Source organism: Pseudomonas sp. NFACC39-1 (genome assembly GCF_900110355.1).
In the GTDB taxonomy this organism is placed as follows: domain Bacteria; phylum Pseudomonadota; class Gammaproteobacteria; order Pseudomonadales; family Pseudomonadaceae; genus Aquipseudomonas; species Aquipseudomonas tehranensis.
Genome location: NZ_FODL01000009.1, coordinates 42,434 through 68,841, shown reverse-complemented (window position 1 = coordinate 68,841; position 26,408 = coordinate 42,434). Strand labels below are relative to the sequence as shown.

The 26,408-nt window shown below is 60.5% G+C and carries 22 protein-coding genes, 5 tRNA genes and 1 pseudogene; 7 read left to right on the top strand and 21 right to left on the bottom strand.

Features of this window, described 5'->3' with window-relative positions; genetic code table 11:
- Nucleotides 1–2: 2 nt before the first annotated feature.
- Entirely contained in the window at nucleotides 3–1,421 is a 1,419-nt protein-coding gene (gene leuC, locus BMY45_RS19490; protein WP_092400397.1) for a 3-isopropylmalate dehydratase large subunit, read from the bottom strand.
- A gap of 156 nt (nucleotides 1,422–1,577) precedes the next feature.
- Between leuC and BMY45_RS19485 the strand changes: the two genes are divergently transcribed.
- On the top strand, nucleotides 1,578–2,468 hold the full coding sequence (locus BMY45_RS19485) for a LysR family transcriptional regulator (RefSeq protein ID WP_092400395.1): 891 nt from the start codon (nucleotides 1,578–1,580) through the stop codon (nucleotides 2,466–2,468).
- A 69-nt stretch (nucleotides 2,469–2,537) separates the two neighbouring features.
- Nucleotides 2,538–5,816, top strand: coding sequence for an EAL domain-containing protein (locus BMY45_RS19480; RefSeq protein WP_092400393.1), 3,279 nt, complete (start codon nucleotides 2,538–2,540; stop codon nucleotides 5,814–5,816).
- A 243-nt stretch (nucleotides 5,817–6,059) separates the two neighbouring features.
- Here the strand turns inward: BMY45_RS19480 and BMY45_RS19475 are convergent, their stop codons facing one another.
- The 11 genes from BMY45_RS19475 to uvrB all read right to left on the bottom strand — a co-directional run bounded on the left by BMY45_RS19475 (nucleotide 6,060) and on the right by uvrB (nucleotide 14,361).
- Nucleotides 6,060–6,512, bottom strand: a complete 453-nt coding sequence (locus tag BMY45_RS19475) for an Hsp20 family protein (protein WP_003203872.1) — start codon at nucleotides 6,510–6,512, stop codon at nucleotides 6,060–6,062.
- Nucleotides 6,513–6,632: 120 nt separating this feature from the next.
- On the bottom strand, nucleotides 6,633–7,592 hold the full coding sequence (locus BMY45_RS19470; protein WP_092400391.1) for a tRNA dihydrouridine synthase: 960 nt from the start codon (nucleotides 7,590–7,592) through the stop codon (nucleotides 6,633–6,635).
- A 163-nt stretch (nucleotides 7,593–7,755) separates the two neighbouring features.
- Complete coding sequence (locus tag BMY45_RS19465) at nucleotides 7,756–8,205, bottom strand: acyl-CoA thioesterase (protein WP_047229251.1); 450 nt, start codon at nucleotides 8,203–8,205, stop codon at nucleotides 7,756–7,758.
- Nucleotides 8,206–8,290: 85 nt separating this feature from the next.
- Complete coding sequence (locus BMY45_RS19460; protein ID WP_047229252.1) at nucleotides 8,291–9,124, bottom strand: alpha/beta fold hydrolase; 834 nt, start codon at nucleotides 9,122–9,124, stop codon at nucleotides 8,291–8,293.
- A gap of 28 nt (nucleotides 9,125–9,152) precedes the next feature.
- Nucleotides 9,153–9,692 (bottom strand): TetR/AcrR family transcriptional regulator, encoded by a 540-nt coding sequence (locus BMY45_RS19455; protein WP_092400389.1) that lies wholly within the window; start codon nucleotides 9,690–9,692, stop codon nucleotides 9,153–9,155.
- A gap of 180 nt (nucleotides 9,693–9,872) precedes the next feature.
- Nucleotides 9,873–9,948, bottom strand: a tRNA-Glu gene (locus BMY45_RS19450).
- A gap of 75 nt (nucleotides 9,949–10,023) precedes the next feature.
- Nucleotides 10,024–10,099, bottom strand: a tRNA-Ala gene (locus BMY45_RS19445).
- A 54-nt stretch (nucleotides 10,100–10,153) separates the two neighbouring features.
- A tRNA-Glu gene (locus tag BMY45_RS19440) sits at nucleotides 10,154–10,229 on the bottom strand.
- Nucleotides 10,230–10,308: 79 nt separating this feature from the next.
- Nucleotides 10,309–10,384: transfer RNA gene (locus tag BMY45_RS19435), tRNA-Ala, on the bottom strand.
- Between the two features lie 248 nt (nucleotides 10,385–10,632).
- On the bottom strand, nucleotides 10,633–12,114 hold the full coding sequence (gene gltX, locus BMY45_RS19430) for a glutamate--tRNA ligase (RefSeq protein WP_092400387.1): 1,482 nt from the start codon (nucleotides 12,112–12,114) through the stop codon (nucleotides 10,633–10,635).
- Between the two features lie 231 nt (nucleotides 12,115–12,345).
- The gene (gene uvrB / locus BMY45_RS19425) at nucleotides 12,346–14,361 is read right to left on the bottom strand and encodes an excinuclease ABC subunit UvrB (RefSeq protein WP_092400385.1); all 2,016 of its coding nucleotides are present in this window, start codon (nucleotides 14,359–14,361) and stop codon (nucleotides 12,346–12,348) included.
- A 332-nt stretch (nucleotides 14,362–14,693) separates the two neighbouring features.
- Between uvrB and BMY45_RS19420 the strand changes: the two genes are divergently transcribed.
- On the top strand, nucleotides 14,694–15,890 hold the full coding sequence (locus tag BMY45_RS19420) for an amino acid aminotransferase (protein ID WP_092400383.1): 1,197 nt from the start codon (nucleotides 14,694–14,696) through the stop codon (nucleotides 15,888–15,890).
- A gap of 247 nt (nucleotides 15,891–16,137) precedes the next feature.
- Here the strand turns inward: BMY45_RS19420 and BMY45_RS19415 are convergent, their stop codons facing one another.
- A complete protein-coding gene (locus BMY45_RS19415) occupies nucleotides 16,138–16,365 on the bottom strand; it encodes a hypothetical protein (protein WP_092400381.1) in 228 nt (75 codons plus the stop codon).
- Between the two features lie 233 nt (nucleotides 16,366–16,598).
- Between BMY45_RS19415 and BMY45_RS19410 the strand changes: the two genes are divergently transcribed.
- From BMY45_RS19410 to BMY45_RS19400, 3 genes are all read left to right on the top strand, one after another.
- Nucleotides 16,599–16,674 (top strand) — tRNA-Asn (locus tag BMY45_RS19410).
- A 244-nt stretch (nucleotides 16,675–16,918) separates the two neighbouring features.
- Nucleotides 16,919–17,113, top strand: a complete 195-nt coding sequence (locus BMY45_RS19405; RefSeq protein ID WP_092400689.1) for a hypothetical protein — start codon at nucleotides 16,919–16,921, stop codon at nucleotides 17,111–17,113.
- 88 nt (nucleotides 17,114–17,201) lie between these two features.
- Complete coding sequence (locus tag BMY45_RS19400; protein ID WP_047229260.1) at nucleotides 17,202–17,384, top strand: hypothetical protein; 183 nt, start codon at nucleotides 17,202–17,204, stop codon at nucleotides 17,382–17,384.
- Here the strand turns inward: BMY45_RS19400 and BMY45_RS19395 are convergent.
- Nucleotides 17,381–18,442, bottom strand: a complete 1,062-nt coding sequence (locus tag BMY45_RS19395; RefSeq protein ID WP_092400379.1) for an AI-2E family transporter — start codon at nucleotides 18,440–18,442, stop codon at nucleotides 17,381–17,383. The two genes, BMY45_RS19400 and BMY45_RS19395, sit on opposite strands and share 4 nt — an antisense overlap.
- A gap of 147 nt (nucleotides 18,443–18,589) precedes the next feature.
- On the opposite strand from BMY45_RS19395, the gene yegQ reads away from it, so the two are divergent.
- Nucleotides 18,590–19,915, top strand: a complete 1,326-nt coding sequence (gene yegQ / locus BMY45_RS19390; protein ID WP_092400377.1) for a prephenate-dependent tRNA uridine(34) hydroxylase TrhP — start codon at nucleotides 18,590–18,592, stop codon at nucleotides 19,913–19,915.
- 276 nt (nucleotides 19,916–20,191) lie between these two features.
- On the opposite strand, the gene BMY45_RS28685 is transcribed toward yegQ, so the two are convergent.
- From BMY45_RS28685 to BMY45_RS19360, 7 genes and pseudogenes are all read right to left on the bottom strand, one after another.
- Nucleotides 20,192–20,947 carry a methyl-accepting chemotaxis protein gene (locus tag BMY45_RS28685; protein ID WP_371264138.1) on the bottom strand — a complete coding sequence of 252 codons (756 nt, stop codon included), beginning with the start codon at nucleotides 20,945–20,947 and terminating at the stop codon, nucleotides 20,192–20,194.
- A 102-nt stretch (nucleotides 20,948–21,049) separates the two neighbouring features.
- Nucleotides 21,050–21,871: pseudogene (locus BMY45_RS28680) on the bottom strand (cache domain-containing protein); the annotation flags it as partial.
- A 240-nt stretch (nucleotides 21,872–22,111) separates the two neighbouring features.
- Nucleotides 22,112–23,428, bottom strand: coding sequence for a Na+/H+ antiporter family protein (locus tag BMY45_RS19380; RefSeq protein ID WP_177193375.1), 1,317 nt, complete (start codon nucleotides 23,426–23,428; stop codon nucleotides 22,112–22,114).
- Between the two features lie 278 nt (nucleotides 23,429–23,706).
- Nucleotides 23,707–25,020: an ATP-binding protein gene (locus tag BMY45_RS19375; RefSeq protein ID WP_092400370.1), complete on the bottom strand. Its 1,314-nt coding sequence runs from the start codon at nucleotides 25,018–25,020 to the stop codon at nucleotides 23,707–23,709.
- Nucleotides 25,017–25,685: a response regulator transcription factor gene (locus tag BMY45_RS19370; RefSeq protein WP_047229265.1), complete on the bottom strand. Its 669-nt coding sequence runs from the start codon at nucleotides 25,683–25,685 to the stop codon at nucleotides 25,017–25,019. The genes BMY45_RS19375 and BMY45_RS19370 overlap by 4 nt, the downstream gene beginning before the upstream one ends.
- The gene (locus BMY45_RS19365; RefSeq protein WP_092400368.1) at nucleotides 25,685–25,996 is read right to left on the bottom strand and encodes a PepSY domain-containing protein; all 312 of its coding nucleotides are present in this window, start codon (nucleotides 25,994–25,996) and stop codon (nucleotides 25,685–25,687) included. Before BMY45_RS19365 ends, BMY45_RS19370 begins: the two co-directional genes overlap by 1 nt.
- The gene (locus BMY45_RS19360) at nucleotides 25,996–26,301 is read right to left on the bottom strand and encodes a PepSY domain-containing protein (protein ID WP_092400366.1); all 306 of its coding nucleotides are present in this window, start codon (nucleotides 26,299–26,301) and stop codon (nucleotides 25,996–25,998) included. The genes BMY45_RS19365 and BMY45_RS19360 overlap by 1 nt, the downstream gene beginning before the upstream one ends.
- Nucleotides 26,302–26,408: the final 107 nt, after the last annotated feature.

Below are 26,408 nucleotides of genomic sequence, written 5' to 3'. Positions count from 1 at the left end.
CTTCAGATCAGTTCACGGACGTCGACGAAACGGCCGTTGACGGCGGCCGCGGCGGCCATGGCCGGGCTGACCAGATGCGTGCGGCCACCGGCGCCCTGACGGCCTTCGAAGTTACGGTTGGAGGTGGAGGCGCAATGTTCGCCCGACTCCAAACGGTCCGGGTTCATCGCCAGGCACATCGAGCACCCAGGCTCGCGCCATTCGAAACCGGCCTCGAGGAAAATCTTGTCCAGACCTTCAGCTTCCGCCTGGGCCTTCACCAGGCCTGAGCCTGGCACCACGATGGCTTGCTTGATGGTCGAGGCGACTTTGCGGCCCTTGGCGATCACCGCCGCTGCGCGCAGGTCTTCGATCCGCGAGTTGGTGCAGGAGCCAATGAACACGCGATCGAGCTGAATGTCGGTGATCGCCTGGTTGGCACTCAAACCCATGTATTTCAGGGCTCGGACGATGGAGTCGCGCTTGACCAGATCCATCTCCTTGGCAGGATCGGGCACGTTCTGGTCCACGGCCAGGACCATTTCCGGGGAAGTGCCCCAACTGACTTGCGGCTTGATCTGGGTCGCGTCGAGCTCTATCACCGTGTCGAACTTGGCGTCGGCGTCGGAGACCAGGTCTTTCCAGGCTTCGACCGCCATGTCCCATTCGGCGCCTTTGGGGGCGAACGGACGACCCTTGACGTATTCCACGGTTTTTTCATCGGCGGCCACCAGCCCGACACGAGCGCCGGCTTCGATGGACATGTTGCAGATGGTCATACGTCCTTCCACGGACAAATCGCGGATGGCGCTGCCGGCGAACTCGATGGCATGGCCGTTACCACCGGCGGTACCGATCTTGCCGATCACGGCCAGGACGATGTCTTTGGCAGTCACGCCGAACGGCAGCTTGCCCTCGACGCGCACCAGCATGTTTTTCATTTTCTTGGCGACCAGGCACTGGGTGGCGAGCACGTGCTCGACCTCGGAGGTGCCGATGCCGTGGGCCAAGGCGCCAAACGCGCCATGGGTGGAGGTGTGGGAGTCGCCGCAGACCACGGTCATGCCGGGCAAGGTCGCGCCCTGCTCCGGGCCGATGACGTGAACGATGCCCTGGCGCACATCATTCATCTTGAATTCAACGATGCCGTATTCGTCACAGTTATCGTCAAGGGTCTGAACCTGCAAGCGCGACACCTGATCGGCAATGGCTTCGATGCCGCCCTTGCGCTCCGGTGTGGTCGGCACGTTGTGGTCCGGGGTCGCGATATTGGCATCGATGCGCCACGGCTTGCGCCCGGCCAGACGCAGGCCTTCGAAGGCTTGCGGCGAAGTCACTTCGTGAATGATGTGACGGTCGATGTAGATCAGCGCCGAACCATCGTCGCGCTGCTTGACCAAATGCGAATCCCAGAGCTTGTCGTAGAGCGTTTTGCCGGCCATCAGACGGTTCCTCATCAGCTTGTTTCTATGCCCCGGGTCCTGAATGAATCAATAACCCCTTGGCTTGTGAGGCTGATCTTATGAGGCTACATTAAATAACTCAAATTCATATTTTTCATGCTTTGCATAACCATTTGGAATTCGACCAGGACGACCATGGACCTCGCCAGCCTCAACGCCTTTATCGCCATCGCCGAGACCGGCAGTTTCTCCGGCGCCGGCGAACGCCTGCACCTGACCCAGCCGGCCATCAGCAAGCGTATCGCCGGGCTGGAGCAACAGCTCAAAGTGCGTCTTTTCGATCGGCTCGGCCGAGAAGTCGGCCTGACCGAGGCCGGCCGAGCCCTTCTGCCACGGGCCTATCAGATTCTTAACGTGCTGGATGACACCCGCCGCGCCCTGACCAACCTGACCGGTGAAGTGAGCGGACGCCTGACGCTCGCCACCAGCCACCATATCGGCCTGCATCGACTGCCCCCGCTATTGAGGGAGTTCACCCGACGCTACCCACAGGTGGCGCTGGATATTCAGTTTCTGGATTCGGAAGTGGCCTACGAAGAAATTCTCCACGGTCGGGCGGAGCTGGCGGTCATCACCCTGGCCCCGGAGCCGCACACACTGGTGCGCGCCACGCCGGTGTGGGACGACCCCCTGGACTTCGTGGTGGCGCCGGAGCACGCGCTGCTGGACAACGGCCCGGTCAGCCTGGCGGACATCGCCTTGCATCCGGCGGTTTTCCCCGGCGGCAATACCTTTACCCACCACATTGTTCAACGCCTGTTCGAAGCCCAGGGCCTGACGCCGAACATCGCCATGAGCACGAATTATCTGGAAACCATAAAAATGATGGTCTCCATCGGCCTGGCCTGGAGCGTCCTGCCACGCACCATGCTCGATGACCAGGTGGCACGCATTCCTTTGCCAGGCATACAGCTCAGTCGCCAGCTAGGCTATATCTTGCACACCGAACGGACGCTGTCGAATGCTGCACGGGCTTTCATGTCCTTACTGGACGCACAAATCGATCTGCCAGGGAAAAGGGCATAGGTTGTGCTACTCCTATAGAGCCGAAACGCCTGCGCCCAACGCCCCAAATTGCCCAAGGCTCGCGAGATAATGCCCAAATCCGCTGACCAATTCCCGCCCCTGCCGCGCATTCAGGCGCTAGACCCTAAACGGTCCGAGCAAAGCTGGGACAGCGCCCCACAGTTGCTGGCCGCCCTGAACGGCGCGCGGCTGGGAGCCTGGTCGTGGGACATTGATACCGGGCGGATCAGTTGGTCGCGTGGCACCCAGGCGCTGTTCGGCTTCGACCCGCGCCAGCCATTGCCGGCGGATGTGGACTATCTGGACCTGTTGCTCCCCCAAGACCGGGCGAAGGCCATCCGCGCCTTTCATGCGGCAGTGGCCGGTGCGCCCCTGGAACAGGCCATGCACCACCGCATCGTCTGGCCCGACGGCAGCCTGCACTGGCTGGAAATCAACGGCAGCGTATTACCCGACAAACACGGCCGCCCGCGGATGATCGGAGTGATCCGGGAGATCACGCACCAGCGCGAACGGGAGCAGGCACTGCGCAACTCGGAAAAACGCTTCGCCACGCTCTTTCATCTATGTCCGAACATGGTGCTGCTGACCCGCCAGGAAGACGGGCTGATCATCGAGGCCAACCAGTACTTCGAAAGTCTGTTCGGCTGGCCGCTGCACGACATCATCGGCCGTACGACGCTGGAGCTGGGCCTATGGGTCGACCCCGGGCAACGGGCAAAACTGGTGGAGACTCTCAAGGCCAATGGCGAAATAGCGAGTTTGGAGGTGGAGCTGCAAGCCAGCAATGGTCAGATCCACAGCGGCCTGCTGAGCGCCCAGAAGGTCGAGCTGGAAGGCCAGCCCTACCTGCTGAGCACCTTCCTCGACACCACCGAACGCAAACTCGCCGAACAAGCCCTCAAGGACAGCCAGGAACGCCTCGATCTGGCCCTCGACTCGGCGCAATTGGGCACCTGGGACTGGCATATTCCCAGCGGCATGCTCTATGGCTCGGCCCGAGCGGCGCAGTTGCATGGCCTGGAGCCCAAGCCGTTCCACGAGTCGTTCGATGCTTTTTTCGAAGGGGTGCCCGATGACGAGCGCAACAACATGCGCAACGCCTACCGCAGCCTGCGGGAAGGCCCGGCGGGGAATTATCAACTGACCTACCGCGTACAAATGCCGGACGGCAGCTCCCGCTACCTGGAGAGCCGCGCACGCCTCTATCGTAACGACGATGGCAGCCCGTTGCGCATGGCCGGCACCTTGCTGGATATCACTGACCAGGTGGAACGCGAACAGAGCCTGGCGGCATCGGAAGAGAAATTCGCCACGCTGTTTCAAGTCAGTCCCGACCCGATCTGCGTCACCCATCAGGACAGTGGCCGATTCATTGAAATCAACTCCAGCTTCACCCAGACCTTCGGCTGGTCAACCACCGATGTGATCGGCCTGAGCGCCGACGAAATTGGCCTGTGGGATGCCTCGGGGAGCAGCCTGCAACGCATCGAAAGGGTCATACGCGAGCGCTCCCTGAACAACGTGGCCGTCGTCGTCCACCATAAAAACGGCCAGCCGCTGACATGCGTCATTTCCAGTCGTCAGATCAATGTCGGCAACCAACCCTGCATCGTCACCACCCTGCGGGACATCTCCCAGCAGCAGCGCTCCGAAGCGGCCCTCAAGGCCAGCGAGGAGAAATTCGCCAAGGCTTTCCATTCCAGCCCTGACGCCATCACCATTACCGAACGCGATAGCGGTCGCTACCTCGAAGTCAATGACGGCTTCTGCCGCCTGACCGGTTACCGCGCCGACGAAGTGATCGGGCACACGGTCTACGAGGTGGGTATCTGGGCCGAAGAAAAACAACGCATGGCGCTGCTGGCCGAACTGGAGCTCAAGGGCCGGGTGCATCACCAGGAAATGCTCGGGCGCAATAAACGCGGAGAGATCCTCACGGTGGAGGTCTCAGTCGAACCCATCATGCTCAATGAAACGGCCTGCCTGTTGCTGACCGCCCGGGACGTGAGCCTGTTGCGCAATGCCGAAGCACAGATCCGCCACCTGGCCTATCACGATCCGTTGACCAACCTGCCCAACCGCGCCTTGCTGATGGATCGGCTGAGCCAGCAGATCGCCTTGCTCAAGCGCCATAACCTGAGGGGCGCCCTGCTGTTTCTGGACCTGGACCACTTCAAGCACATCAACGACTCCCTGGGTCACCCGGTGGGCGACACGGTGCTGAAAATCATCACCGCGCGCCTGGAAGCCAGCGTGCGCCTGGAAGACACCGTGGCGAGGCTGGGCGGCGACGAATTCGTGGTGCTGCTCAGCGGCCTGGAAGGCACCCGCAACGCAGTCAGCCAACAGGTGCAGAACCTGGCCGACACCCTGCGCGAATTACTGTCGGAGCCGATGTTTCTCGATGGCCAACGGTTGCAGGTCACGCCGAGCATCGGCATGGCGCTGATCCCGGACCATGGCTCCACCCCCACCGACCTGCTCAAGCGCGCCGACATTGCGCTGTACCGCGCCAAGGATTCGGGGCGCAACACCTCACAAATGTTCCATAGCACCATGCAAAAAGCCGCCAGCGAACGGCTGCGCATGGAAACCGACCTGCGCCAGGCCTTGGCCCGAGGGGAGTTCAGCGTTCATTTCCAACCTCAGGTCGACGCCCGGGACAACCGCATCATCGGCGCTGAAACGCTGGTGCGCTGGCATCACCCCGAATTGGGGGCCCAGTCGCCGAATGAATTCATCAAAGTGCTGGAGGACAGCGGGCTGATCCTGGAGGTCGGAACCTGGATCCTCGAGGAGGCCTGCAACGGCTTCAAACAACTGATCGCCAAGGGCAAGATCGATCCGCTGCAATTCAGCCTGTGCGTGAATATCAGCCCACGGCAGTTCCGCCAGAGCGACTTTGTCGAGCGCATCGAAAGCTGCCTCGCCACCTATGGCCTGCCTAACGCCATGCTCAAGCTGGAAATCACCGAGGGCATCGTGATCCAGAACCTGGACGACACCATCGCCAAGATGCGTCGCCTGAAAAAAATAGGGGTGAGCTTCGCCATGGACGATTTCGGGACCGGCTATTCGTCGCTGACCTACCTCAAGCGCCTGCCGGTGGACACCCTGAAAATCGATCAGTCATTCGTGCGCGACGCCACCAGCGACCCCAACGATACCGAAATCATCCGCGCCATCGTCGCCATGGCCCGCAGCCTTGAGCTGGAGGTGATTGCCGAAGGCGTGGAGACCCTGGAGCAATTGCACTTCCTGCAAGGGCTTGGTTGCCATCTGTACCAAGGCTACTTGCACAGCCGGCCGTTGCCGCTGGAAGCGTTCGAGCGGTTGTTACCGTAATACCGCTATGAAACAAACCCTTGTGGAATGACACTGTGGCGAGGGGATTTATCCCCGTTGGGCTGCGAAGCAGCCCCAAAGAAATTGAACGACACTGACCCGCCTGACATACCGAGGCGGCTGGTTTTTGGGGCCGCTTCGCAGCCCAACGGGGATAAATCCCCTCGCCACAATGGAATCTTCACACTGTAATTCCACAACGAAGAAGGGCGCCATTGGGCGCCCTTCTTCAGTTGCGATGCATCAATTTTGCAACGCGGGTTGTTGCTGCGCCCCGTTGATCGGGATGCGCTTGGCTTTCGCCTCTTCCGGGATCACTCGCAACAGGTCGATGCTCAACAGACCGTTGCTCAGGCCGGCGGATTTGATCTCGATATGATCGGCCAACCGGAAGGACAGCTTGAACGCACGCTGGGCGATACCCTGGTGCAGGTAGGTCACGCTGTCGTTGCTCGCCTCGCGCTTACCGCCGCTGATGGTCAGCACACCTTTTTCCACTTGCAGGTCCAGGTCTTCTTCCTGGAACCCGGCGGCGGCGACCACGATGCGATACTCGTCATCGCCATGTTTTTCCACGTTGTAGGGTGGATAGCTGCTGCCCGGTTCGTTGCGCAAGGCGGTTTCGAACAGGTCGTTGAAACGGTCGAAGCCCACCGAGGAACGGAACAGAGGGGCCAGAGAAAATGCGGTACTCATGATTCAAATCTCCTGAAAAGTTCAGCAAGGTTTTTTGTCTCCGCGACCCGAATTCGGCATCGCGTAATCCCTATCTAGGGACCGCCAAAAACTTTTCAAGAGGTTGTTTTGAAATTTTTTTCAGGCCGCTTCGGTGCGCTGCACGCCGAGCAAACGGCCTACCGCGTCCAGGTCGGTTTCCCGGCGCAGGGCGGTAAACAGCTCCACCGCTTCGGGGTAATTACGGGTCAGCATTGCCAGCCACTGCTTCAACCGGCCGGGCGCCTGGCGTGGGGTCAATTGCTCGACCACCTGCACCCAGAAGTCCTGGAGCATGGGTTGTAACTCGGCCCAGGACAGCTCGATCACCTCTTCCCCGGCCCTGGCCGCAGCGATCTGCCGGGCCAGATCAGGACGGGAAACGAGGCCACGGCCGAGCATGATGTCTTCCACGCCGCTGATCTCGCGGCAGCGGCGCCAGTCTTCGACGCTCCAGATATCGCCGTTGGCGAACACCGGGACCTTGACCACTTCCTGAACCCGCGGGATCCACTCCCAGTGGGCCGGTGGTTTATAGCCGTCGGTCTTGGTCCGCGCATGCACCACAATGTGTGCCGCCCCCCCTTCGGCCAATGCCGTGGCACACACCAGCGCCCCATCCGGGCTGTCGAAACCCAGGCGCATCTTGGCGGTGACAGGAATGTGCCTGGGCACCGCGCGGCGCACGTGCTCGACAATTTCGTTGAGCAGCTCCGGCTCCTTGAGCAACACCGCCCCACCCCGTGATTTGTTCACAGTCTTGGCCGGGCAGCCGAAGTTCAGGTCGATAACCTGCGAACCCAGTTCGCAGGCCAATGCGGCGTTCTCCGCCAGGCACACCGGATCGGAACCCAGCAATTGCACCCGCAGCGGCACGCCGGCAGCGGTCCGGGCTCCGGTCAGCAGCTCAGGGGCAAGCTTGTGGAAATAGGCCGGTGTGAGCAGACGGTCATTGATGCGAATGAACTCGGTCACGCACCAGTCGATACCGCCAACACGGGTCAGAACGTCCCGCAGGATGTTGTCAACCAACCCCTCCATGGGCGCCAGGGCAATTTGCATGGAAAAACACACTCAACGAAAAACGTGCGGCAGTTTACCGGATTTTGCCCACATACCCGGCATTCACCACAAATCCCCTGTGGGAGCGGGCTCCGGAGCGTTCACAGAATCGGAGTCCACCGCCAATCCCTGTGGGAGCGGGCTTGCTCGCGAAAGCGGTGGGTCAGTCGATGAGGATGCCGGATGTCATCAGCGCAGGACCATAACCCTCGATGAACTCCGGCGGCATGCGCTTAGGCCTGCCAGTGGACAGTTCGATGCAAACAAAGGTGGTCTGGGCGCGCAGCAACGTGGTGTTGTCGCTGGGGCGAATCAGCTGGAAATGCCGATTCATCTTCAGTCGCTGATCCCAGTCGACGATCCAGGTAGCCAGTTGCAGCTCGTCACCTTCGTAGGCCGCCGCCAGGTAATCGATCTCATGACGCACAACCGCCATGGCCCGGTCCAGCCGCCGATACTCCACCAGATCCAGCCCGAGGCGCTGGGAATGGCGCCAGGCACAGCGCTCGAGCCAGGTGACGTATACCGCGTTATTGGCGTGGCCCAGCCCGTCGATGTCTTCGGCATTTACTTGAAGATCAATAATGAACGGCGTTGCCCGATCCCAGCCCATGCCCCTCTCCCGGTCGAATTTGGTGGGGGCCAGTGTAACGGATCCGAGCTTGACCGCCATCGCGGGCAAGCCTTGCTCCCACAGATCAAGCCGATTGCCGCGCTTGCAGACTGCGCCCGGCCAGCAGTGATAACACACCATCAATGACGCGAGGATCGGCCAGTACCCGCTGGTGGCCGCCCTGCGGCAAGCGCAGCAAGCGGCTGTCGAACCAGGCTTCGTGAATCAGTTGCGACTCCTTGACCGAAACGAAGGTGTCGTCCTCGGCATGGACAATCAGCCCGGGCACGTCCAGCTGGTAATGGGCGACATCCATCCTCGAAGCCGGCATGCCCACATCGTTTTCCACTTGGCGAATGAAGGCCGATCGCGCCTTGGGCGGCAGCCCCATCATCCGGGCGAACCCACGCAGCACACCAAGAATGCGCGCAGGCGCTGCAATGCTGACCAGAGTCTCGGTCCGCAACCCCAACTGAACCGCGAGCATGGCACTGGCGCCCCCCATGGAATGCCCGACCACGGCTTGCAGGGGTGGTAACTCCGCCGCAGCTTCGAGCATGGCCCTGGCGAACAGCAGGACATTGGCCTCGCGCCCAGGTGAGCGGCCATGGGCCGGGCCGTCCAACGCCACCACCGTGTAGCCGGCACCTACCAGCGCCGTGATCAGCGCGGCAAATTGCGTGGGTCGCCCTTCCCAGCCATGCATCAACAAGACGGTCGGGCCTTTACCCCAGCGCAAGGCGGACAGACCGAAGCGTAAGGTGATGCGCTCTGAAGTCGCCAGCAATGGCAACTCCCAATCCCTTGGCGGCAAGTCCCGGGGACGCATGAACAGCGATCGCATCTTCTTCGCCACCAGGCCCGGGGCGACCCATCCCAGCGTGCCATTGACACCACGAATCCAGCTAAACCTGTTCATCGCTCATCTCCAGGGCTTGCGCCTTAGCTCAGCGCACCGCCGACTTGGCAGCGCGCAGCAACCGATCCGATAACTCTCCCGGGCCCAACGCTCGTGCCAAGGCCAGGCCGCCGACCATCAGGGCAATGTCCGCCAAGGCTTTATCGGCGTCTTCCGGGCTGGCCGCCAACTGCGCAACCATCAGCTCAATATGCTCATTGAGCACCTCACGGAACTCATCCGGCAGCCGCCCGAGCTCACCTACCGATGCCGGGATCGGGCAGGCCAGCTCAGTGGTATCACGGTGCTTGCGCGACAGGTAGAACGCGGCCGCCAGGGTTCGCCGCTCCTCACCGCTCAGCTCGGCATCCATGTCGGCGATCAAGCTGCGACGATGGCTGAGCAGTTGCTTGAATGCCTCCAGCATCAAGGCATCCTTGCTTTCGAAGTGGGCATAGAAACCGCCCACTGTCAGCCCGGCCGCGCCCATCACCTCGCCGACACTCGGCTCGGCCGGACCACGCTGAATCAGCGCGGCACTGGCAGCCTTGAGTATGCGTTCGCGGGTTTGCGCCTTTTTATCGCTCATCGTCACCTCCGAATATTACGATTGAAATATTATCTATGTAATAATTTTCCGCAAGCGGAAATTTTGACCGCTGGTCAGAAGCATCGTTAGAGGAATTGAAGATTGGCCGAACGCCAGACAAACAAAAGGGCCATTCAAGAATTGAATGACCCTTATAAAATCCCGCAGAGCGGGTAATCGTGGCGTCCCCTAGGGGACTCGAACCCCTGTTACCGCCGTGAAAGGGCGGTGTCCTAGGCCACTAGACGAAGGGGACACAAACCTTCTGACGTGATCAGCGCTGAGAACTGATCGATTCAAGGCCGGTGTGGCCAAACCTTGAACCTGTAATTGGTGGAGCTAGACGGGATCGAACCGTCGACCTCTTGCATGCCATGCAAGCGCTCTCCCAGCTGAGCTATAGCCCCGGATTTTTTCGCCTCGCGGCGGAGCGACATCTTGCAACATCGCTTCTGTAAAACTGGCGTCCCCTAGGGGACTCGAACCCCTGTTACCGCCGTGAAAGGGCGGTGTCCTAGGCCACTAGACGAAGGGGACGCAAACCCTTCTATACAACTGATCAACGCTGAGTGTTGATCGCTTCAAGGCCAGTGTGGCCAGGCCTTGAAGTGTAAATTGGTGGAGCTAGACGGGATCGAACCGTCGACCTCTTGCATGCCATGCAAGCGCTCTCCCAGCTGAGCTATAGCCCCTCATCGCTGAGGACGGGGCGAATCTTAAGGGCGTATCAGAGGGCTGTCAAATTTATTTTCAACAAATTTGAAAGTTTTTTGCCGGGATAACAATCACTTACCACCTTCCCCCATAAAACTGGGACTTCGCCTGTTTCGTAGGAGCTGACGAGCGAAGCGAGGCTGCGATCTTTCCCCAGCTAATTGAATCTCAAGCGAATGATAAAAAGATCGCAGCCTCGCTTCGCTCGTCAGCTCCTACGGGGCCATCAGGCAATCGCGCCCAGCAGTTTTTCCCACTCCTTGTTCTCCTTCTTCGACACACCACCGAGCAGATCGATGGCCTGGCGCAGACGGAAGCGGGTCAGGTCCGGGCCGAGGATCTCCATGGCATCGAGCACCGATACCGAGCTGGCCTGGCCAGTAATGGCAGCGAACATCAACGGCATGGCATCACGCAGTTTCAGCTCCAGCGAGTCGACCACAGCCTGGATGGTCGCGGTGATGCTGTCCTTTTCCCACTGACGCAGACTTTCGAGTTTCCACAGGATCAATTGCATCAACTGGCGCACCTGATCACCGGAAAGTTTCTTGGACTCGAACAGCTTGGCATCCGGAGTCACGCCGCCGGCAAAGAAGAAGCCGGCCAGTGGGGCGATCTGGCTGAACGTCTCCACCCTGCCCTGCACATGGGGAGCGATTTTCATCATGTACTCAGGGTTCAATGCCCACTTCTGTACACGCGCAGCAAACTCCTCCACCGGCAGGTCACGCAACCACTGACCGTTGAGCCAGGAGAGTTTCTCGACATCGAAGATCGGACCACCCAGCGACACCCGCGACAGGTCGAAGTGCTCGACCATTTCCTGCAGCGAGAACTTCTCGCGCTCATCCGGCATCGACCAGCCCATGCGCCCCAGGTAGTTGAGCATCGCCTCAGGCATGAAGCCCATGCGCTCGTAGAAGGTCACCGAAGTCGGGTTCTTGCGCTTGGACAACTTGCTCTTGTCCGGGTTACGCAGCAACGGCATGTAGCACAGCTGCGGTTGTTCCCAGCCGAAGTATTCGTAGAGCAGGATCAGTTTCGGCGCCGACGGCAGCCACTCTTCACCGCGCAGGACGTGGGTGATGCCCATCAGGTGATCGTCGACCACGTTCGCCAGGAAATACGTCGGCAGGCCATCGGTCTTCATCAGCACTTGCATGTCCATGCGATCCCACGGGATCTCGACATAGCCACGCAACATGTCCGGCACCACGCAGACGCCTTCGGTCGGCACCTTCATACGGATCACATGGGGCTCGCCAGCGGCCAGGCGACGGGCGACTTCTTCCTTGGACAACAGCAGCGCGCGGCCGTCGTAGCGCGGGGTTTCGCCGCGAGCCATCTGCTCGGCGCGCATCTGGTCCAGCTCTTCGGCAGTGCAGAAGCACGGGAAGGCGTGGCCCATGTCCACCAGCTGCTGGCAGTACTGCTTGTAGATATCGCCGCGCTCGCTCTGGCGATATGGGCCATGGGGGCCGCCAACGTCAGGGCCTTCGCTCCAGTCGATACCGAGCCAGCGCAGGGCGTCGAAAATCTGCTGTTCGGACTCGCGAGTCGAACGCAACTGATCGGTGTCCTCGATCCGCAGGATGAACTCACCGCCGTGCTGCTTGGCAAAGCAATAGTTGAACAAAGCGATGTAAGCGGTGCCGACATGGGGATCGCCAGTGGGCGAAGGCGCGATGCGGGTGCGGACGGTGGTCATGGCATGTCTCGGAAAGAATATAAAAGCGAAGATGAAACAGGGGGCGAATGGTAACAGGCGATGGTGGGCGGGCTCCAGTGAGAGGGGGATTTGTGTGGCACCGGTCAGACCGACTCACCTTCAATCGCGAGCAGGCTCGCTCCCACAAGGGACCGCGTCCGGCCTGGACAACTCGGTCAGTTGTGGGAGCGAGCCTGCTCGCGATGAGGCCATTACAGTCGCCACAACACCTCAGACAGTCAGCAACCGCTCGCGCAGCTTGCCAATCTCGTCACGCAACTGCGCCGCGGCTTCGAACTCCAAGTCCCGGGCCAGTTGGTACATTTTCTCTTCCAACTGACGGATACGCTTGCTGATTTCGCTCGGCGAGCGCAGTTCGGCTTCGTAACGGGCGCTCTCTTCGGCGGCCTTGGCCATGCCCTTGCGCTTCTTGCTGCGCGAGCCGGGCACGGTGGCGCCTTCCATGATGTCGGCGACGTCCTTGAATACCCCTTTGGGCGTGATGCCGTTGGCCAGGTTGAAGGCAATCTGTTTATCGCGACGACGCTCGGTCTCGCCGATGGCCCGCTCCATGGAACCGGTGATGCGATCGGCATAAAGAATCGCCCGGCCGTTGAGGTTACGCGCCGCCCGACCGATGGTCTGGATCAACGAACGCTCGGAGCGCAGGAAACCTTCCTTGTCGGCGTCCAGGATTGCCACCAATGACACCTCCGGCATGTCCAGGCCTTCGCGCAGCAGGTTGATCCCCACCAGCACGTCGAACGTACCCAGGCGCAGGTCGCGAATAATCTCGACCCGCTCCACCGTGTCGATGTCCGAGTGCAGGTAACGCACCCGCACACCGTGGTCGGCCAGATAATCAGTCAGGTCTTCGGCCATGCGCTTGGTCAGCGTGGTGACCAGCACCCGCTCCTCCACTGCCACTCGTTTGGAGATTTCCGAGAGCAGATCATCGACCTGAGTCAGCGCCGGGCGCACCTCAACCTGTGGATCGACCAGCCCGGTGGGCCGCACCACCTGTTCGACCACCCGGCCGGCATGCTCGGCCTCGTAGTTGCCTGGGGTGGCGGAGACGAAAATCGTCTGCGGACTCACACTTTCCCATTCATCAAAGCGCATCGGCCGGTTATCCAGCGCCGAGGGCAGGCGGAAACCGTATTCCACCAGGGTTTCCTTGCGGGACCGGTCGCCTTTGTACATGGCCCCGACCTGGGGCACGCTGACGTGGGATTCGTCGATCACCAGCAAGGCATCGGCCGGCAGATAGTCATACAACGTAGGCGGTGGCGCGCCCGCCGGGCGACCCGACAGGTAGCGCGAGTAGTTTTCGATGCCGTTGCAGTAACCCAGCTCCAGGATCATCTCCAGGTCGAATCGGGTCCGCTGCTCCAGCCGCTGGGCTTCCACCAGCTTGTTGTTCGACCGTAAGTATTCCAGGCGCTCCTGCAATTCAACCTTGATCCCCTCGATAGCGTCCAGCAGGGTTTCCCGTGGCGTCACGTAGTGGCTCTTGGGGTAGAAGGTGAAGCGCGGTAGCTTGCGGATCACCTCTCCGGTCAGCGGATCGAACGCCGAAAGACTCTCCACTTCGTCATCGAACAGCTCGATGCGGATCGCCTCCAGGTCCGATTCCGCCGGGTAGATGTCGATCACGTCGCCACGGACCCGGAACGTTGCCCGGGCGAAATCCATGTCGTTGCGGGTGTATTGCAGGTCCGCCAGGCGGCGCAGCAAGGCTCGCTGGTCGAGCTTGTCGCCGCGATCAACGTGCAAGACCATCTTCAGGTACGTTTCCGGGCTACCCAGACCGTAGATGCACGACACCGTGGTGACGATGATCGCGTCTTTGCGCTCGAGCAATGCCTTGGTGGCCGAGAGCCGCATCTGCTCGATGTGATCATTGATCGAAGCATCCTTCTCGATGAAGGTGTCCGAGGACGGTACGTAGGCCTCGGGTTGGTAGTAGTCGTAATAGGAGACGAAGTACTCCACCGCGTTATTGGGGAAAAACGCCTTGAACTCGCCATACAGCTGCGCCGCCAGGGTCTTGTTCGGTGCCAGCACCAGGGTCGGGCGCTGCACTTGGGCAATCACGTTGGCGATGCTGAAAGTCTTGCCCGAGCCGGTCACACCGAGCAGCGTCTGGTGCGCCAGCCCGGCCTCGATGCCTTCGACCATCAGGCGAATGGCTTCCGGCTGGTCGCCGGCGGGCTGAAATCGGGTGACTAGCTGGAATTCAGACATAACAAAACCTCTGGGTTCACCCCTGTCGGCCAGCCAACAGGAACGAGAAAGACCGAAACGACTGATGTCGCCCGAGGAAAAAACTGGGATTCGTACAATGTGGAGGTGAATGCCTTCGCTTTCAAGACGAACGTCCTACACGCCTTGAAGTCTTTGACGCCGCCAGGGGACTAACGGTCGAAAAAAAACGAAAATACTTGCCTTAAAAACCGATTCGCCTGTCGCCGCGCCCGGTGATGGCCTCTATACTAGCTCCCCGTTTGTGCACCGCTCTAGTGCATTCGGCTGGAGCGCTACACGTCCCCCCACACTCCATTCAGAGCCGCGCAATAATGAGCCTGTTTTCCGCTGTCGAATTGGCACCACGCGACCCCATCCTGGGCCTCAACGAAGCATTCAACGCCGACACCCGTACCAATAAGGTCAATCTGGGCGTGGGTGTTTACTGCAACGAGGAGGGGCGTATTCCACTTCTGCGCGCCGTTGTCGAAGCCGAGACGATCCGCGTGGCCCAACACGTTTCCCGTGGTTACCTGCCAATCGACGGCATTGCTGCCTACGATCAGGCGGTCCAGACCTTGTTGTTCGGCAAAGACAGTCCACTGATCGCCTCCGGTCGCGTCATCACCACCCAAGCCGTGGGCGGCACCGGCGCACTGAAGATCGGTGCCGACTTCCTCAAGCAACTGCTGCCTGACGCCGTCGTGGCCATCAGCGATCCAAGCTGGGAAAACCACCGTGCGCTGTTCGAAACCGCCGGGTTCCCGGTGCAGAACTACCGCTACTACGACGCCGCCACCCATGACGTGAACCGCAGCGGCCTGCTGGAAGACCTCAACGCCCTGCCCGACCGCTCGATCGTCGTGCTGCACGCCTGCTGCCATAACCCCACCGGCGTGGACCTGAGCCCCGAGGACTGGAAAAACGTGCTGGCCGTGGTCAAGGCCAAGAACCACGTTCCATTTTTGGACATGGCTTATCAGGGCTTTGGCGACGGGATCGACGAAGACGCCGCCGCCGTGCGCCTGTTCGCTGAGTCGGGCCTGACCTTCTTCGCGTCCAGCTCGTTCTCCAAATCGTTCTCGCTGTACGGCGAGCGCGTTGGCGCCCTGTCGATCGTCAGCGAGTCGAAAGAGGAAAGTGCCCGGGTACTGTCCCAGGTCAAGCGTGTGATCCGCACCAACTACTCCAACCCGCCGACCCACGGCGCCAGCATTGTCGCGGCCGTGCTCAACAGCCCGGAACTGCGGGCCCAGTGGGAAGCGGAACTGGCAGAAATGCGCCTGCGGATTCGCGGCATGCGCAACCAGATGGTGGACATGCTGGCTAAAGCCGCTCCGCAGCGGGATTTCAGCTTCGTCGCACGCCAGCGCGGGATGTTCTCCTACTCCGGCCTGACCGTTGAACAAGTGACGCGCCTGCGCAACGAGTTCGGCATCTATGCCCTGGACACCGGCCGCATCTGCGTGGCCGCGCTGAACCAGAACAACATCGATGCGGTGACCAAGGCTATTGTTCAGGTGATCTGAACCTTCGGCGCCGGATGAAAAACGGGAAGCCATTGGGTTTCCCGTTTTTTTGAGCATGCCTATCAGTCAGGCATACCCCTAACCTGTGGCGAGGGGATTTATCCCCGCTGGGCTGCGAAGCAGCCCCCAAGCAGATCGACTCAATCAACGTGCCCCACCGCGCCAGACGATTTCAGGGCTGCTACGCAGCCCAGCGGGGATAAATCCCCTCGCCACATAAGCGCCAGGCATAACACTTTTGTCGAGGCTAGAGCTCGGTCGCCCGCTGACTCGCGGCATCGTCGTAGATCACATACAACGACTCGGCAATCTGACTCTTGATGGCCTTGGTGCTTTCCAGCCCCAGGACAAACCCCTCGGCCTTACCACCGGCACGGTTCAGTTCGTCAGCGGTGCTGGCCTGGGTGATGGCATCGTAGAGTTTCTCGGCGTGCGGTCCCACGCCCTTGGGCAAGCTGATCAGGGCGGTGCTCATAGGCACACCTCGGTGTGGCTGTCTGTGTGAAGCGGTAACAGATGATTCATGGCGCAAACCTTTGTTTGGCGAATGGCCGGCAGCGCGTGCAGCCACTTCCGGGGGACCATGGTAGCCCTCTCCTGCCGTTGCGGTAACCGCAATCACCGATTAATCGCCAACGGACCTGAGGAATGCGCCGGCCGCCAAGAGAAGCTTGACTTCTCTTTTCCAATCAGTAACATACGCGTCATTCCGCGATAGCTCAGTTGGTAGAGCAAGTGACTGTTAATCACTGGGTCCCTGGTTCGAGTCCAGGTCGTGGAGCCAGACAGCAGCAAATCAAGCCCCTGAATTGAAAGATTCAGGGGCTTTTTTGTGGGCGAAAGAAAGGGCTGATGATTGAAAAGGCCTGCCGATGTCGCTGGCGGAACAATCAGTCAGGCCAGAACAGGCATCATGGTCTGAATCCTGCTTGAGTTTGCCAGGCCCGACCGTCACGTGCACGTCATGAGGACGTCGCAAACTGGCGTTGTCCGCCAACAAACATCTCCATAACAACAAGGACGAAGGCATGCCCACGCAAAACCCTCACCGCAACAATGATCTGTGCACCTCCAGCAAGGTGTACACCGCGCTGACTGAACTCAAGCACTTGGAAGGCCACCGCAGCGCCAAATTCCTTTCACTGCTGACGCAACACCTGGTGCGCAAGGGCCTGCTCAACGAGCAGGAAGTGGTGCATATGCTCGATCTGGTGGTCGATTGAGCAGCATCGATTCCTACTATTGAAGCGGTTGATTTTTACTCCTCCCTGCTGAGTCGTAAGGTAACCCCATCGATTGATGGAGGTTCCCATGCCCAAGGTTCAAATCATGTCTGTCATTGGCAGCGCCGTACCCGCCCCGCTCAGGGAGCGTGGTCTGTTGGCCTGCTGGTATCTGGTGCAGGACGGCGTCACCATCAGCGGTCCGCTGACTTCTCTGCCCGCCGCCCAAGCCCTGTCGCAACGTATCGGCCCTTATCTGCTGACGGCCTAGGGCAACCGCACCCGCGGCTTGCTTTCGACGAACAGCGCCCAACATGACATGAACAGCGCGGCAATCAGCGGGCCGATGACGAATCCGTTCAGCCCGAATACGGCCAGCCCGCCCAACGTCGAGACCAGCACCATGTAGTCCGGCATCTTCGTATCCTTGCCCACCAGGATCGGACGCAGGAAATTGTCCACCAGACCAATCACAAATATCCCGAACAGCGTCAGCACCACACCCTGCCAAATGGCCCCTGACAGCAGGAAGTACAAAGCCACCGGCGCCCAGACAAGACCAGCGCCCACGGCCGGCAGCAGCGACAGGAAAGCCATCAGCACCGCCCAGAGCAGGACCGTCGGAATCCCCAGGATCCAGAAAATCAGCCCACCCAACGCCCCCTGGGTAATAGCCACCAGCAGGTTGCCCTTGACGGTTGCGCGCACCACCCGATTGAACTTCAACTGCAGGCGACGTTTCTGGTACTCCGCCAGGGGCACGGCGGTACGGACCTTGCGCACCAGCTCAGGGCCATCACGCAGAAAAAAGAACAACAGATAAATCATGACGAAGAAGCTCACCAGGAACTGAAACGTGCCCTGGCCGAAGCTGAACGCCTGAGTGGCGAAAAACTCGCTGCCTTGCATCGCACCTTTGACGATCCGCTCTCGCAGCCCGTTCAGGTTACCCAGGCCGAAACGGTCGAGCAGATTCTGGAAGTATGGCGGCAAGGCATCCCGGAAGCGGGCCAGATAATCGGCGATGTCCAACTCCCCGCTTTCCAGGCTCTTGTAGAGCGCCGCTCCTTCCTGAACCAGCAACGTACTGATGACGATCACCGGCAAGATCGCGATCACCACGCAAATACTCAATGTCAGCAACGAAGTGAGGTTGCGCTGCCAGCCGAGTTTCAATTGCAGGCGGCGCTGCATCGGCGCAAAGACGATCCCCAGGATCACTGCCCAGAATACCGCGCCGTAAAACGGCAGGAGGATCCAGATGAAAGCGATGGTGACCAGAATCAACATCAGCATCTGGGATTTGTCTTGCAAGCTCTTTCGGTTCATTTGTTTTCCATATCCTTGGCGCGATAAACGTTAGTCAGCCAGGATTCGCCGGAGTGCCTTCGCCTTTGCACGCTTGAGTTGATCCAGATCAATTGCGCTTGACCGGTGGTGGCGTACCCTCGCCGCTTTTTGCGACCAGACGCCACCATGCCCTTCGTTGCCCCCGAACTGCTCGCCCCCGCCGGCACCCTGAAAAACATGCGCTATGCCTTCGCCTACGGCGCCGACGCGGTGTACGCCGGCCAACCGCGCTACAGCCTGCGTGTGCGCAACAACGAGTTCGACCACGCCAACCTGGCCTTGGGCATTGGCGAAGCCCAGGCCATGGGCAAACGCTTCTATGTGGTGGTGAACATTGCGCCCCACAACGCCAAACTGCGTACCTTTCTCAAAGATCTGGAACCTGTGATTGCCATGGCGCCGGACGCGCTGATCATGTCCGACCCCGGGCTGATCATGCTGGTGCGCCGACACTTCCCACAGATCCCGATTCATCTGTCGGTGCAGGCCAACACAGTGAACTGGGCAAGCGTCGAGTTCTGGCAACAGCAGGGCTTGAGCCGCATCATCCTGTCCCGGGAGCTGTCCCTGGAGGAAATCGCCGAAATCCGCGAGCAGGTGCCGGCCATGGAACTGGAGGTGTTCGTCCACGGGGCACTGTGCATGGCTTATTCCGGACGCTGCCTGCTGTCGGGCTACCTGAACCGGCGCGACGCCAACCAAGGCAGTTGCACCAACGCCTGTCGCTGGAAGTATTCGGCGCAACCGGCGCAGGAAAACGTGGTCGGCGATATCGTGCAAACCTGGCCAGCCGAACCGACCCTGGGCCTCGGCGCGCCCACCGACCAGGTGTTCCTGCTTCAGGAAGCGAACCGCCCGGAGGAATCGATGCCGGCCTTCGAGGACGAGCACGGCACCTACATCATGAACGCCAAGGATCTGCGGGCCGTGCAACACGTGGAACGGCTTGCCCGCATGGGCGTGCATTCCTTGAAGATCGAAGGTCGGACCAAGTCGCACTTTTATTGCGCCCGCACCACCCAGGTCTATCGCCGGGCAATCGACGACGCCGTGGCCGGCCGGGAGTTTGACCGCAGCCTGATGACCGATCTCGAATCCCTGGCCCAGCGCGGCTACACCGAGGGCTTTCTACGCCGGCATGTGCATGATGAGTACCAGAATTACCAGAACGGCAGCTCGGTGGCAGAGCGCCAGCAGTTCGTCGGCGAACTGACCGGCCAGCGGCGCGAGCGTCTGGCCGAAGTCCGGGTCAAGAACCGCTTTGGCCTGGGCGATCACATGGAATTGATGACCCCCAAGGGCAACTTTCACTTCGACCTGCATCAGTTGCAGAACGTCAAAGGCCAGGGCATCGACGTGGCACCGGGAGACGGGCATGTGGTGTACGTGCCGATTCCGGATGCGGTGGATTTGCGGTTTGGGTTATTGATGCGCGATGTGCGTGGGTCGTAGCGCCTGCACTGCTCCAAAAGACGTTCCCGAATAATACAGGCACCGCCAAACAACTGTGGGAGCGAGCCTGCTCGCGATAGCGCCTTCACAGTCAACATCGTCATTGACTGATCTACCGCCATCGCGAGCAGGCTCGCTCCCACAAGGCCGTGCTTGCCTGTGTCCGGCAGGAACTGCCGAAGGCTGCGATCCTTCTTTCTCGATAAGACCCGGTTGCCCAGGTGAAAACATCTGGATCGAGAGCAAAAGATCGCAGCCTTCGGCAGCTCCTGGACGTCAGATCCGGAACTGCCCTACCAATTTGCCCAGGCGCTGACCCAGATCGGCCAGACTGCGGGAGGTCTGGGCACCGAGTTGGGTTTCGTCGGCAACACTGTCCACCGCCACGGCGATCTGGTGCACGCTGCGGTTGATTTCCTCGGCCACAGCGGTCTGTTCTTCAGCGGCGCTGGCGATCTGGGCGTTCATCGAGTTGATGGTGCCGATCAACTGCGCCATGGTGTCCAGGGACGCCCCGGCCTCGTTGGCTTGTACCGACGTACCATCGCCCGCTTCGCTGGAGCGGCGCATGGCTTCCACCGCCGCGTGGGTGCCCGATTGCAGGCGATCAATCATGCCCTGGATTTCCTGGGTACTTTGCTGGGTCCGGCTAGCCAGGGCCCGCACTTCATCAGCCACCACGGCAAAACCGCGTCCCGCCTCCCCGGCACGAGCGGCCTCGATGGCGGCGTTCAGCGCCAACAGGTTGGTCTGCTCGGCGATCGAGCGAATCACTCCCAGCACGCTGACAATCGAAGCCACGTCCTGCTGCAAGCTGTCCAGGGACAGGCCACTGCTGCGAATATCGTTCACCAGTGCATGAATCTGCTGGATGCTGCCGGCCACCACACGCTTGGCGGACTGGCCTTCTTCGTCGGTCTGCTGGGCCGCGACGGCGGCACCCTGGGCACTGCGAGCCACTTCCTGGGCGGCCGAAGACATCTCGTTGATCGCCGTGGCGACCTGGTCGGTTTCGTGACGCTGACGCTCCATGGCCTGCTCCGAGCGCTGCGCCTGCTCGGAAACCTGCGCCACCAGCCCAGTCAGCTGCGAGGTCATTTCGGTGATCTGCCGTACCAGACCGTGGATCTTGTCGACAAAACGGTTGAACGAGCCGGCCAGTTGGCCGAGTTCGTCCTGGCTGGTGATCGCCAGGCGGCGAGTCAGGTCGCCCTCGCCCGCCGCGATGTCATCGAGGTTGTCTTTCATCAGATTCAGCGGACGCAGGATGGCATTGGCCAGCAACATGCCCACCACCGCAATCACCAGCAATACCACCACAGCGATACCCACGATGCTCAGGACCACGCCTTGCAGGCGTTCGTGAACCTTGGCCTCCACCAGTGCTACCTGGGCTTCGATGCCGTCCAGGTTGACCGAGCTGCCGACAGCCATGTCCCACTTGGGCAGGTATTCGGTGTAACCGAGCTTAGGCACCAGTTCCTTACTGTTGGGCAGTGGGGAGCTATATTCCAGATAGTGGGTCCCGTCCTTGGCGACTTTCACCAGGTCACGGTTGACATAGACACCGTTGGGATCGCGGTTGTCCTTGAAGTTTTTGCCCACACCGTCGGGGCTGTTGGCCTTGAAGAGGCGAACAGTTTCGGAGTCGTAACCGAAGAAGTAGCCGTCCTTGCCGTAGGCGACGTTCGACAGCAGCTTGATCGCCTCGGCCCGCGCGGCGTTGTCCCCGGGCGCCGACGCATCGTATATCGGCTTGATGGCCGTCAGCCCCACCGCTACGTAATTCTGCAGCGTGGCCTTGGCGTCGCTGAGCAAGCGTTCACGGGTTTGCTGGACCTCTTTACTGGCCTGTTCCTTCAGAATAAAGGCCGTGGTCAGGCTGATGATAACGGCGGATAGCAATACAGGCAGTATTGCCAAGGACAGAACTTTAGCCTTCAGGCTCAGGCGCATACTGGTCACTCTTGTCGGTTTTATGGCGTGGTTAACTGTGTTAACGGCACGACGTGGGAAAACTGTAGGACAAGGTGAGGGAAGCTATCGCGAGCCGCTAGCGGACCGGTTTGCTGAATCTGAAGGCCAATCGCGAGCAGGCTCGCTCCCACAATGGATCGGGGTGTTCACAAATGTTGTGTCCACAGCGGACCAATGTGGGAGCGAGCCTGCTCGCGATGAAGGTGACAGGGTCTTGAGTTACAACACCATCGCCGCCACCCAGCCAAACACCAGCAGCGGCAGGTTGTAATGGATGAAGGTCGGGACCACGGTGTCCCAGATGTGGTGGTGCTGACCATCGATGTTCAGGCCGGAGGTCGGGCCCAGGGTCGAGTCCGAAGCGGGCGAACCGGCATCACCCAAGGCTCCGGCGGTGCCGACGATGCAAACGATCGCCAGCGGGCTGAAACCCAATTGCAAGCACAGCGGCACGAATATCGTCGCCAGGATCGGTACCGTGGAGAACGACGAGCCGATGCCCATGGTCACCAGCAATCCCACCAGCAACATCAACAGGGCGCCGATGCCTTTGTTATGGCCGATCCAGGCCGCCGAGGTTTCCACCAGGCTCTGGACTTCACCCGTCGCCTTCATCACTTCGGCAAAACCCGAGGCGGCGATCATGATGAAACCGATCATCGCCATCATCTTCATGCCTTCGGTGAACAGGTCGTCGGTTTCGCGCCAGCGCACCACCCCCGACACCGAGAAAATCAGGAACCCGGCCAGGGCACCGATGATCATCGAATCCAGCAGTAGCTGAATCACGAACGCCGCCGCGATCGCCAGCCCCGCCACCAGCAGGCTCAACGGGTTGTAGCGTGTGGTGACCTGCTCAGCCCTGGCAATTGTTTTCAGGTCGTACACGCGCTTTTTGCGATACGTGAAAAACGCCATGGCCAAGCCAAACACCATGCCCAGTGCCGGAATGCCCATGGCGTGGGTGATGTTGATGCCACTGACGTCCACGCCGCTGCGGGCGACGTTGGCCAGCAGGATCTCGTTGAGGAAGATGTTGCCAAAGCCCACCGGCAGGAACATGTAGGGCGTGATCAAGCCAAAGGTCATGACGCAGGCAATCAACCGGCGGTCCAGCTGCAGCTTGGTCAGTACATAAAGAAGCGGCGGCACCAACAGCGGGATAAAGGCGATATGGATCGGCAGAATATTCTGCGAGGCGACCGCGACCGTTCCCAGCAAGCCGATCAGGACCCATTTGACCGCCGAACCTGCGGCGACATCCTGGCGATCCACCATGGCCAGGGCTTTGTCGGCCAACGCATGCGCCATGCCGGACTTGGCAATCGCTACGGCGAAAGCACCCAGCAAAGCGTAGGACAACGCCACCGTTGCCCCGCCCCCGAGGCCGGCATTGAACGCCTTGAGCGTGGCGTCGATGCCCAGGCCACCCGTCAGGCCGCCCACCAGAGCGCCGATAATCAGCGCGATCACCACATGCACGCGGGACAGACTGAGCACCAGCATCACGCCAACCGCGGCAATTACTGCATTTATCATCATTACCTCAAAGCACAGCGATGGAGAGCCACCGGACAAAAAGGTCGCGACTTTGCAGGAAGCGGCGAGAAGCTGCAAGGGTCATGCGGCGGGTTTTACATCCGCAGCCGATCCACCTGTGGGAGTGGGGTACACCGATATATTGAGTCCAACCCCAAACCAATGTGGGAGCGAGCCTGCTCGCGATGGCGATCTGTCAGCCGGTATTGATGTGACTGAACCGGCGCTATCGCGAGCAGGCTCGCTCCCACAAGGGGCCGAGGACAAATGAGGGATCAGCGTCTGGGCAATTCGATCGTGACCTTCAGCCCGCCCCATTCGCTGTCGCCCAGCGCCAGCGTCCCGCCCCAGGTGTCGACGATGTCCCGCACGATGCCCAACCCCAGGCCGTGGCCGTCAGTCTGCTCATCGAGCCGCGCACCCCGACTGAAGACCTGATCGCGGCGGTCTGCAGGAATGCCTGGTCCATCGTCTTCCACCACCAGACTGAACCCCTCGGCTGTCTCGCTCACGGTCAGGCGCACTTGCGCGTCGGCCCATTTGCAGGCGTTGTCCAGCAGGTTGCCCAGCAGCTCGAGCAGGTCTTCACGATCCCAGGGCAGGTGCAGTCCGGGCGGTGCGACATAAGCCAAGTGCAAGTGCTCCCCATGGATCATGTTCAGCGTGGCCAGCAGCGCCGGCAGTTCCGCGTCGCAGTCAAGATGGGCACCAGGCAAGGCGTCGCCGGACAATCGAGCGCGGTTGAGTTCGCGGTTCAGGCGCTGGCGGACCTGCTCCAGTTGTTCGAGCAACAGCTTGCGCAGCTCGGGGTAAGGGTCGAGTTTTTCATTTGCAGCCAGGCTTTGCAGCACCGCCAGCGGGGTTTTCAGGGCATGTCCCAGGTTGCCCAGGGCGTTGCGTGAACGTTTGAGGCTGTCTTCGGTATGGGCCAACAGATGGTTGATCTGCGCCACCAGCGGTTCCAGTTCCCGGGGCACCTGTTCATCAAGTTGCGAACGCTGCCCGCGCTGCAACTGGGCGATCTGCTCCCGGGCTTTGTCGAGCGGGCGCAAGGCGCGGTGCACCGTGATGCGCTGCAACAACAGAATCAGCAGCAACCCTGCCAAGCCAAGTCCCAGGCCGATCTGCTGCATGCGCAGGAAAGTGTCCCGCACGGGCGTGTAGTCCTGGGCCACGCTGATGGAAATCGCCTGGCCCAGACGCCGATAGTCGGTACGCAGTACCAGCAGCTTCTGACCTTCAGGCCCCAATTGCAGGTTGCTGTGCAGCCCCGGATGGTCGAGACGGGGCAACTCCTGGTCCCACAGGGAGCGGGAGCGCCAATGCTCATCGGCAAAATCAATGCGGAAATAATGCCCGGAAAACGGTCGCAGATAGGCCGGCGACAAGCGTCGCTCATCCAGTTGCAGGCCTTGCGGACCACGCACCAGGGCGACCAGCAGGTTCTCGCTGTCGTTGCGCAGCCCCGCCTCCAGATACCGCTGCAAACCCAGCTCGAACAGCCACAGACTGGTCTGCGCCAGAACCAGACCGACCACCACCATTACACCGATCAGGCCAAGGCTCAGGCGCCGCTGGATCGATCTCACTGCGCCTGCCCGCCGAACAGGTAACCCTGGCCGCGACGGGTTTCGATCACGCTGCGGCCCAGCTTGCGCCGCAAGTGATTGACATGGACTTCCAGCACATTGGAATCGCGCTCGGTTTCACCGTCATACAGGTGTTCGGCGAGATGGCTCTTGGAAAGGATCTGCTCGGGATGAAGCATGAAGTAGCGCAACAAGCGAAACTCGGCTGCGGTCAGTTGGATTTCGGTGCCATCGCGACTCACACACTGGCGTCCCTCATCCAGATGCAGGCCGGCCGCCTGGAGCGTCGGCTGGTTGGCCTGGCCATGGGAGCGGCGCAGCAGTGCCTGGATCCGCAGGTGCAGCTCTTCGGGATGAAAGGGTTTGGTCAGGTAATCGTCGGCCCCGGCCTTGAGGCCTTCGATGCGCTCGGCCCAGGAACCGCGGGCGGTCAGGATCAGCACAGGCGTGCTCAGGCCGCCCGCGCGCCATTGGGCCAATACTTCAAGCCCTGGCACACCGGGCAAGCCGAGATCGAGGATGATCAGGTCATAAGGCTCACTGCTGCCCTGATAAACCGCGTCGCGACCATCAGCGAGCCAATCGACGGCGTAACCCTGCCGCGTCAGCCCGGCCATCACTTCGTCGGCCAGGGGAACATGATCTTCCACCAGAAGCAGGCGCATCAGTCTTCCTCATCTTTGAGTAAACGGCCGGTCGCGGCCTCCAGGTCCAGTTCGCGCACGACGCCGTCGGTAGCCAGCAATTCGACCTCGTAAATATAGACGCCGTGTTTCTCTTCCAGCTCGGCCTCCAGCAGCTTGGCGCCAGGGTGGCGATCCAGCGCCTGTTGCAGCAGATGTTCCAGAGGCAGGATCACGCCCTGCTGCCGTAATTGCAGGGCCTCATCCTGGTCCAGGTCCCGGGCAACCGCCAGTGAACAAAATACCAACAGCGCCAGCGCCCAACGGCTGCGGGGGCGTAAATTAAGCTTCATTACAGATCCTGATGATTCTTGAGCACCTTGCCGTCAACCGCGTCCAATTCAAGTTCCCAGTCAACGCCCTGGGCATCGCGAAGGTCCACCTGATAGATGTACTTACCGTACTCGTGTTCCAGCTCGGTATCGGTCAAGGTGGCGCCAGGGTGTTCGGACAAGACAGTGGCGTTGAGTTTTTCAACGGACAGAATGGTACCAGCGTCCCGCAGCTTTTGTGCTTCCTCAGCCGTGAGGTCTCGTGCGCTGGCCAGGCCACTGATGGCCATCAAGATCGCAATGGAAAAGGCAGTCAGGCGGTTCATGGATTATCTCCTTTTTTGTAATCTTCACCGGCAACTGTATCGGGACGAACTTAACTGAAACTGAATTGCCATCATTGAACGCAGATCAATCTGGCAAGCCTGCTCAC

Excerpts from the sequence above, each read along its gene's own strand:
- yegQ (WP_092400377.1), top strand. The coding sequence starts at position 18,590 with ATGCCCTTCGTTGCCCCCGAACTGCTCGCCCCCGCCGGCACCCTGAAA.
- BMY45_RS19370 (WP_047229265.1), bottom strand. The coding sequence starts at position 25,685 with ATGCGCCTGCTTCTGGTGGAAGATCATGTTCCCCTGGCCGACGAAGTG.
- BMY45_RS19455 (WP_092400389.1), bottom strand. The coding sequence starts at position 9,692 with ATGAGCGATAAAAAGGCGCAAACCCGCGAACGCATACTCAAGGCTGCC.
- BMY45_RS19460 (WP_047229252.1), bottom strand. The coding sequence starts at position 9,124 with ATGAACAGGTTTAGCTGGATTCGTGGTGTCAATGGCACGCTGGGATGG.
- BMY45_RS19475 (WP_003203872.1), bottom strand. The coding sequence starts at position 6,512 with ATGAGTACCGCATTTTCTCTGGCCCCTCTGTTCCGTTCCTCGGTGGGC.
- gltX (WP_092400387.1), bottom strand. The coding sequence starts at position 12,114 with ATGACCACCGTCCGCACCCGCATCGCGCCTTCGCCCACTGGCGATCCC.
- BMY45_RS19420 (WP_092400383.1), top strand. The coding sequence starts at position 14,694 with ATGAGCCTGTTTTCCGCTGTCGAATTGGCACCACGCGACCCCATCCTG.
- BMY45_RS19360 (WP_092400366.1), bottom strand. The coding sequence starts at position 26,301 with ATGAACCGCCTGACTGCCTTTTCCATTGCGATCTTGATGGCCATCAGT.
- BMY45_RS19415 (WP_092400381.1), bottom strand. The coding sequence starts at position 16,365 with ATGAGCACCGCCCTGATCAGCTTGCCCAAGGGCGTGGGACCGCACGCC.
- BMY45_RS19365 (WP_092400368.1), bottom strand. The coding sequence starts at position 25,996 with ATGAAGCTTAATTTACGCCCCCGCAGCCGTTGGGCGCTGGCGCTGTTG.
- leuC (WP_092400397.1), bottom strand. The coding sequence starts at position 1,421 with ATGGCCGGCAAAACGCTCTACGACAAGCTCTGGGATTCGCATTTGGTC.
- BMY45_RS19480 (WP_092400393.1), top strand. The coding sequence starts at position 2,538 with ATGCCCAAATCCGCTGACCAATTCCCGCCCCTGCCGCGCATTCAGGCG.
- BMY45_RS19405 (WP_092400689.1), top strand. The coding sequence starts at position 16,919 with ATGCCCACGCAAAACCCTCACCGCAACAATGATCTGTGCACCTCCAGC.
- uvrB (WP_092400385.1), bottom strand. The coding sequence starts at position 14,361 with ATGTCTGAATTCCAGCTAGTCACCCGATTTCAGCCCGCCGGCGACCAG.
- BMY45_RS19400 (WP_047229260.1), top strand. The coding sequence starts at position 17,202 with ATGCCCAAGGTTCAAATCATGTCTGTCATTGGCAGCGCCGTACCCGCC.
- BMY45_RS19395 (WP_092400379.1), bottom strand. The coding sequence starts at position 18,442 with ATGAACCGAAAGAGCTTGCAAGACAAATCCCAGATGCTGATGTTGATT.
- BMY45_RS28685 (WP_371264138.1), bottom strand. The coding sequence starts at position 20,947 with ATGGAGCGTCAGCGTCACGAAACCGACCAGGTCGCCACGGCGATCAAC.
- BMY45_RS19470 (WP_092400391.1), bottom strand. The coding sequence starts at position 7,592 with ATGCAAATTGCCCTGGCGCCCATGGAGGGGTTGGTTGACAACATCCTG.
- BMY45_RS19485 (WP_092400395.1), top strand. The coding sequence starts at position 1,578 with ATGGACCTCGCCAGCCTCAACGCCTTTATCGCCATCGCCGAGACCGGC.
- BMY45_RS19465 (WP_047229251.1), bottom strand. The coding sequence starts at position 8,205 with ATGGGCTGGGATCGGGCAACGCCGTTCATTATTGATCTTCAAGTAAAT.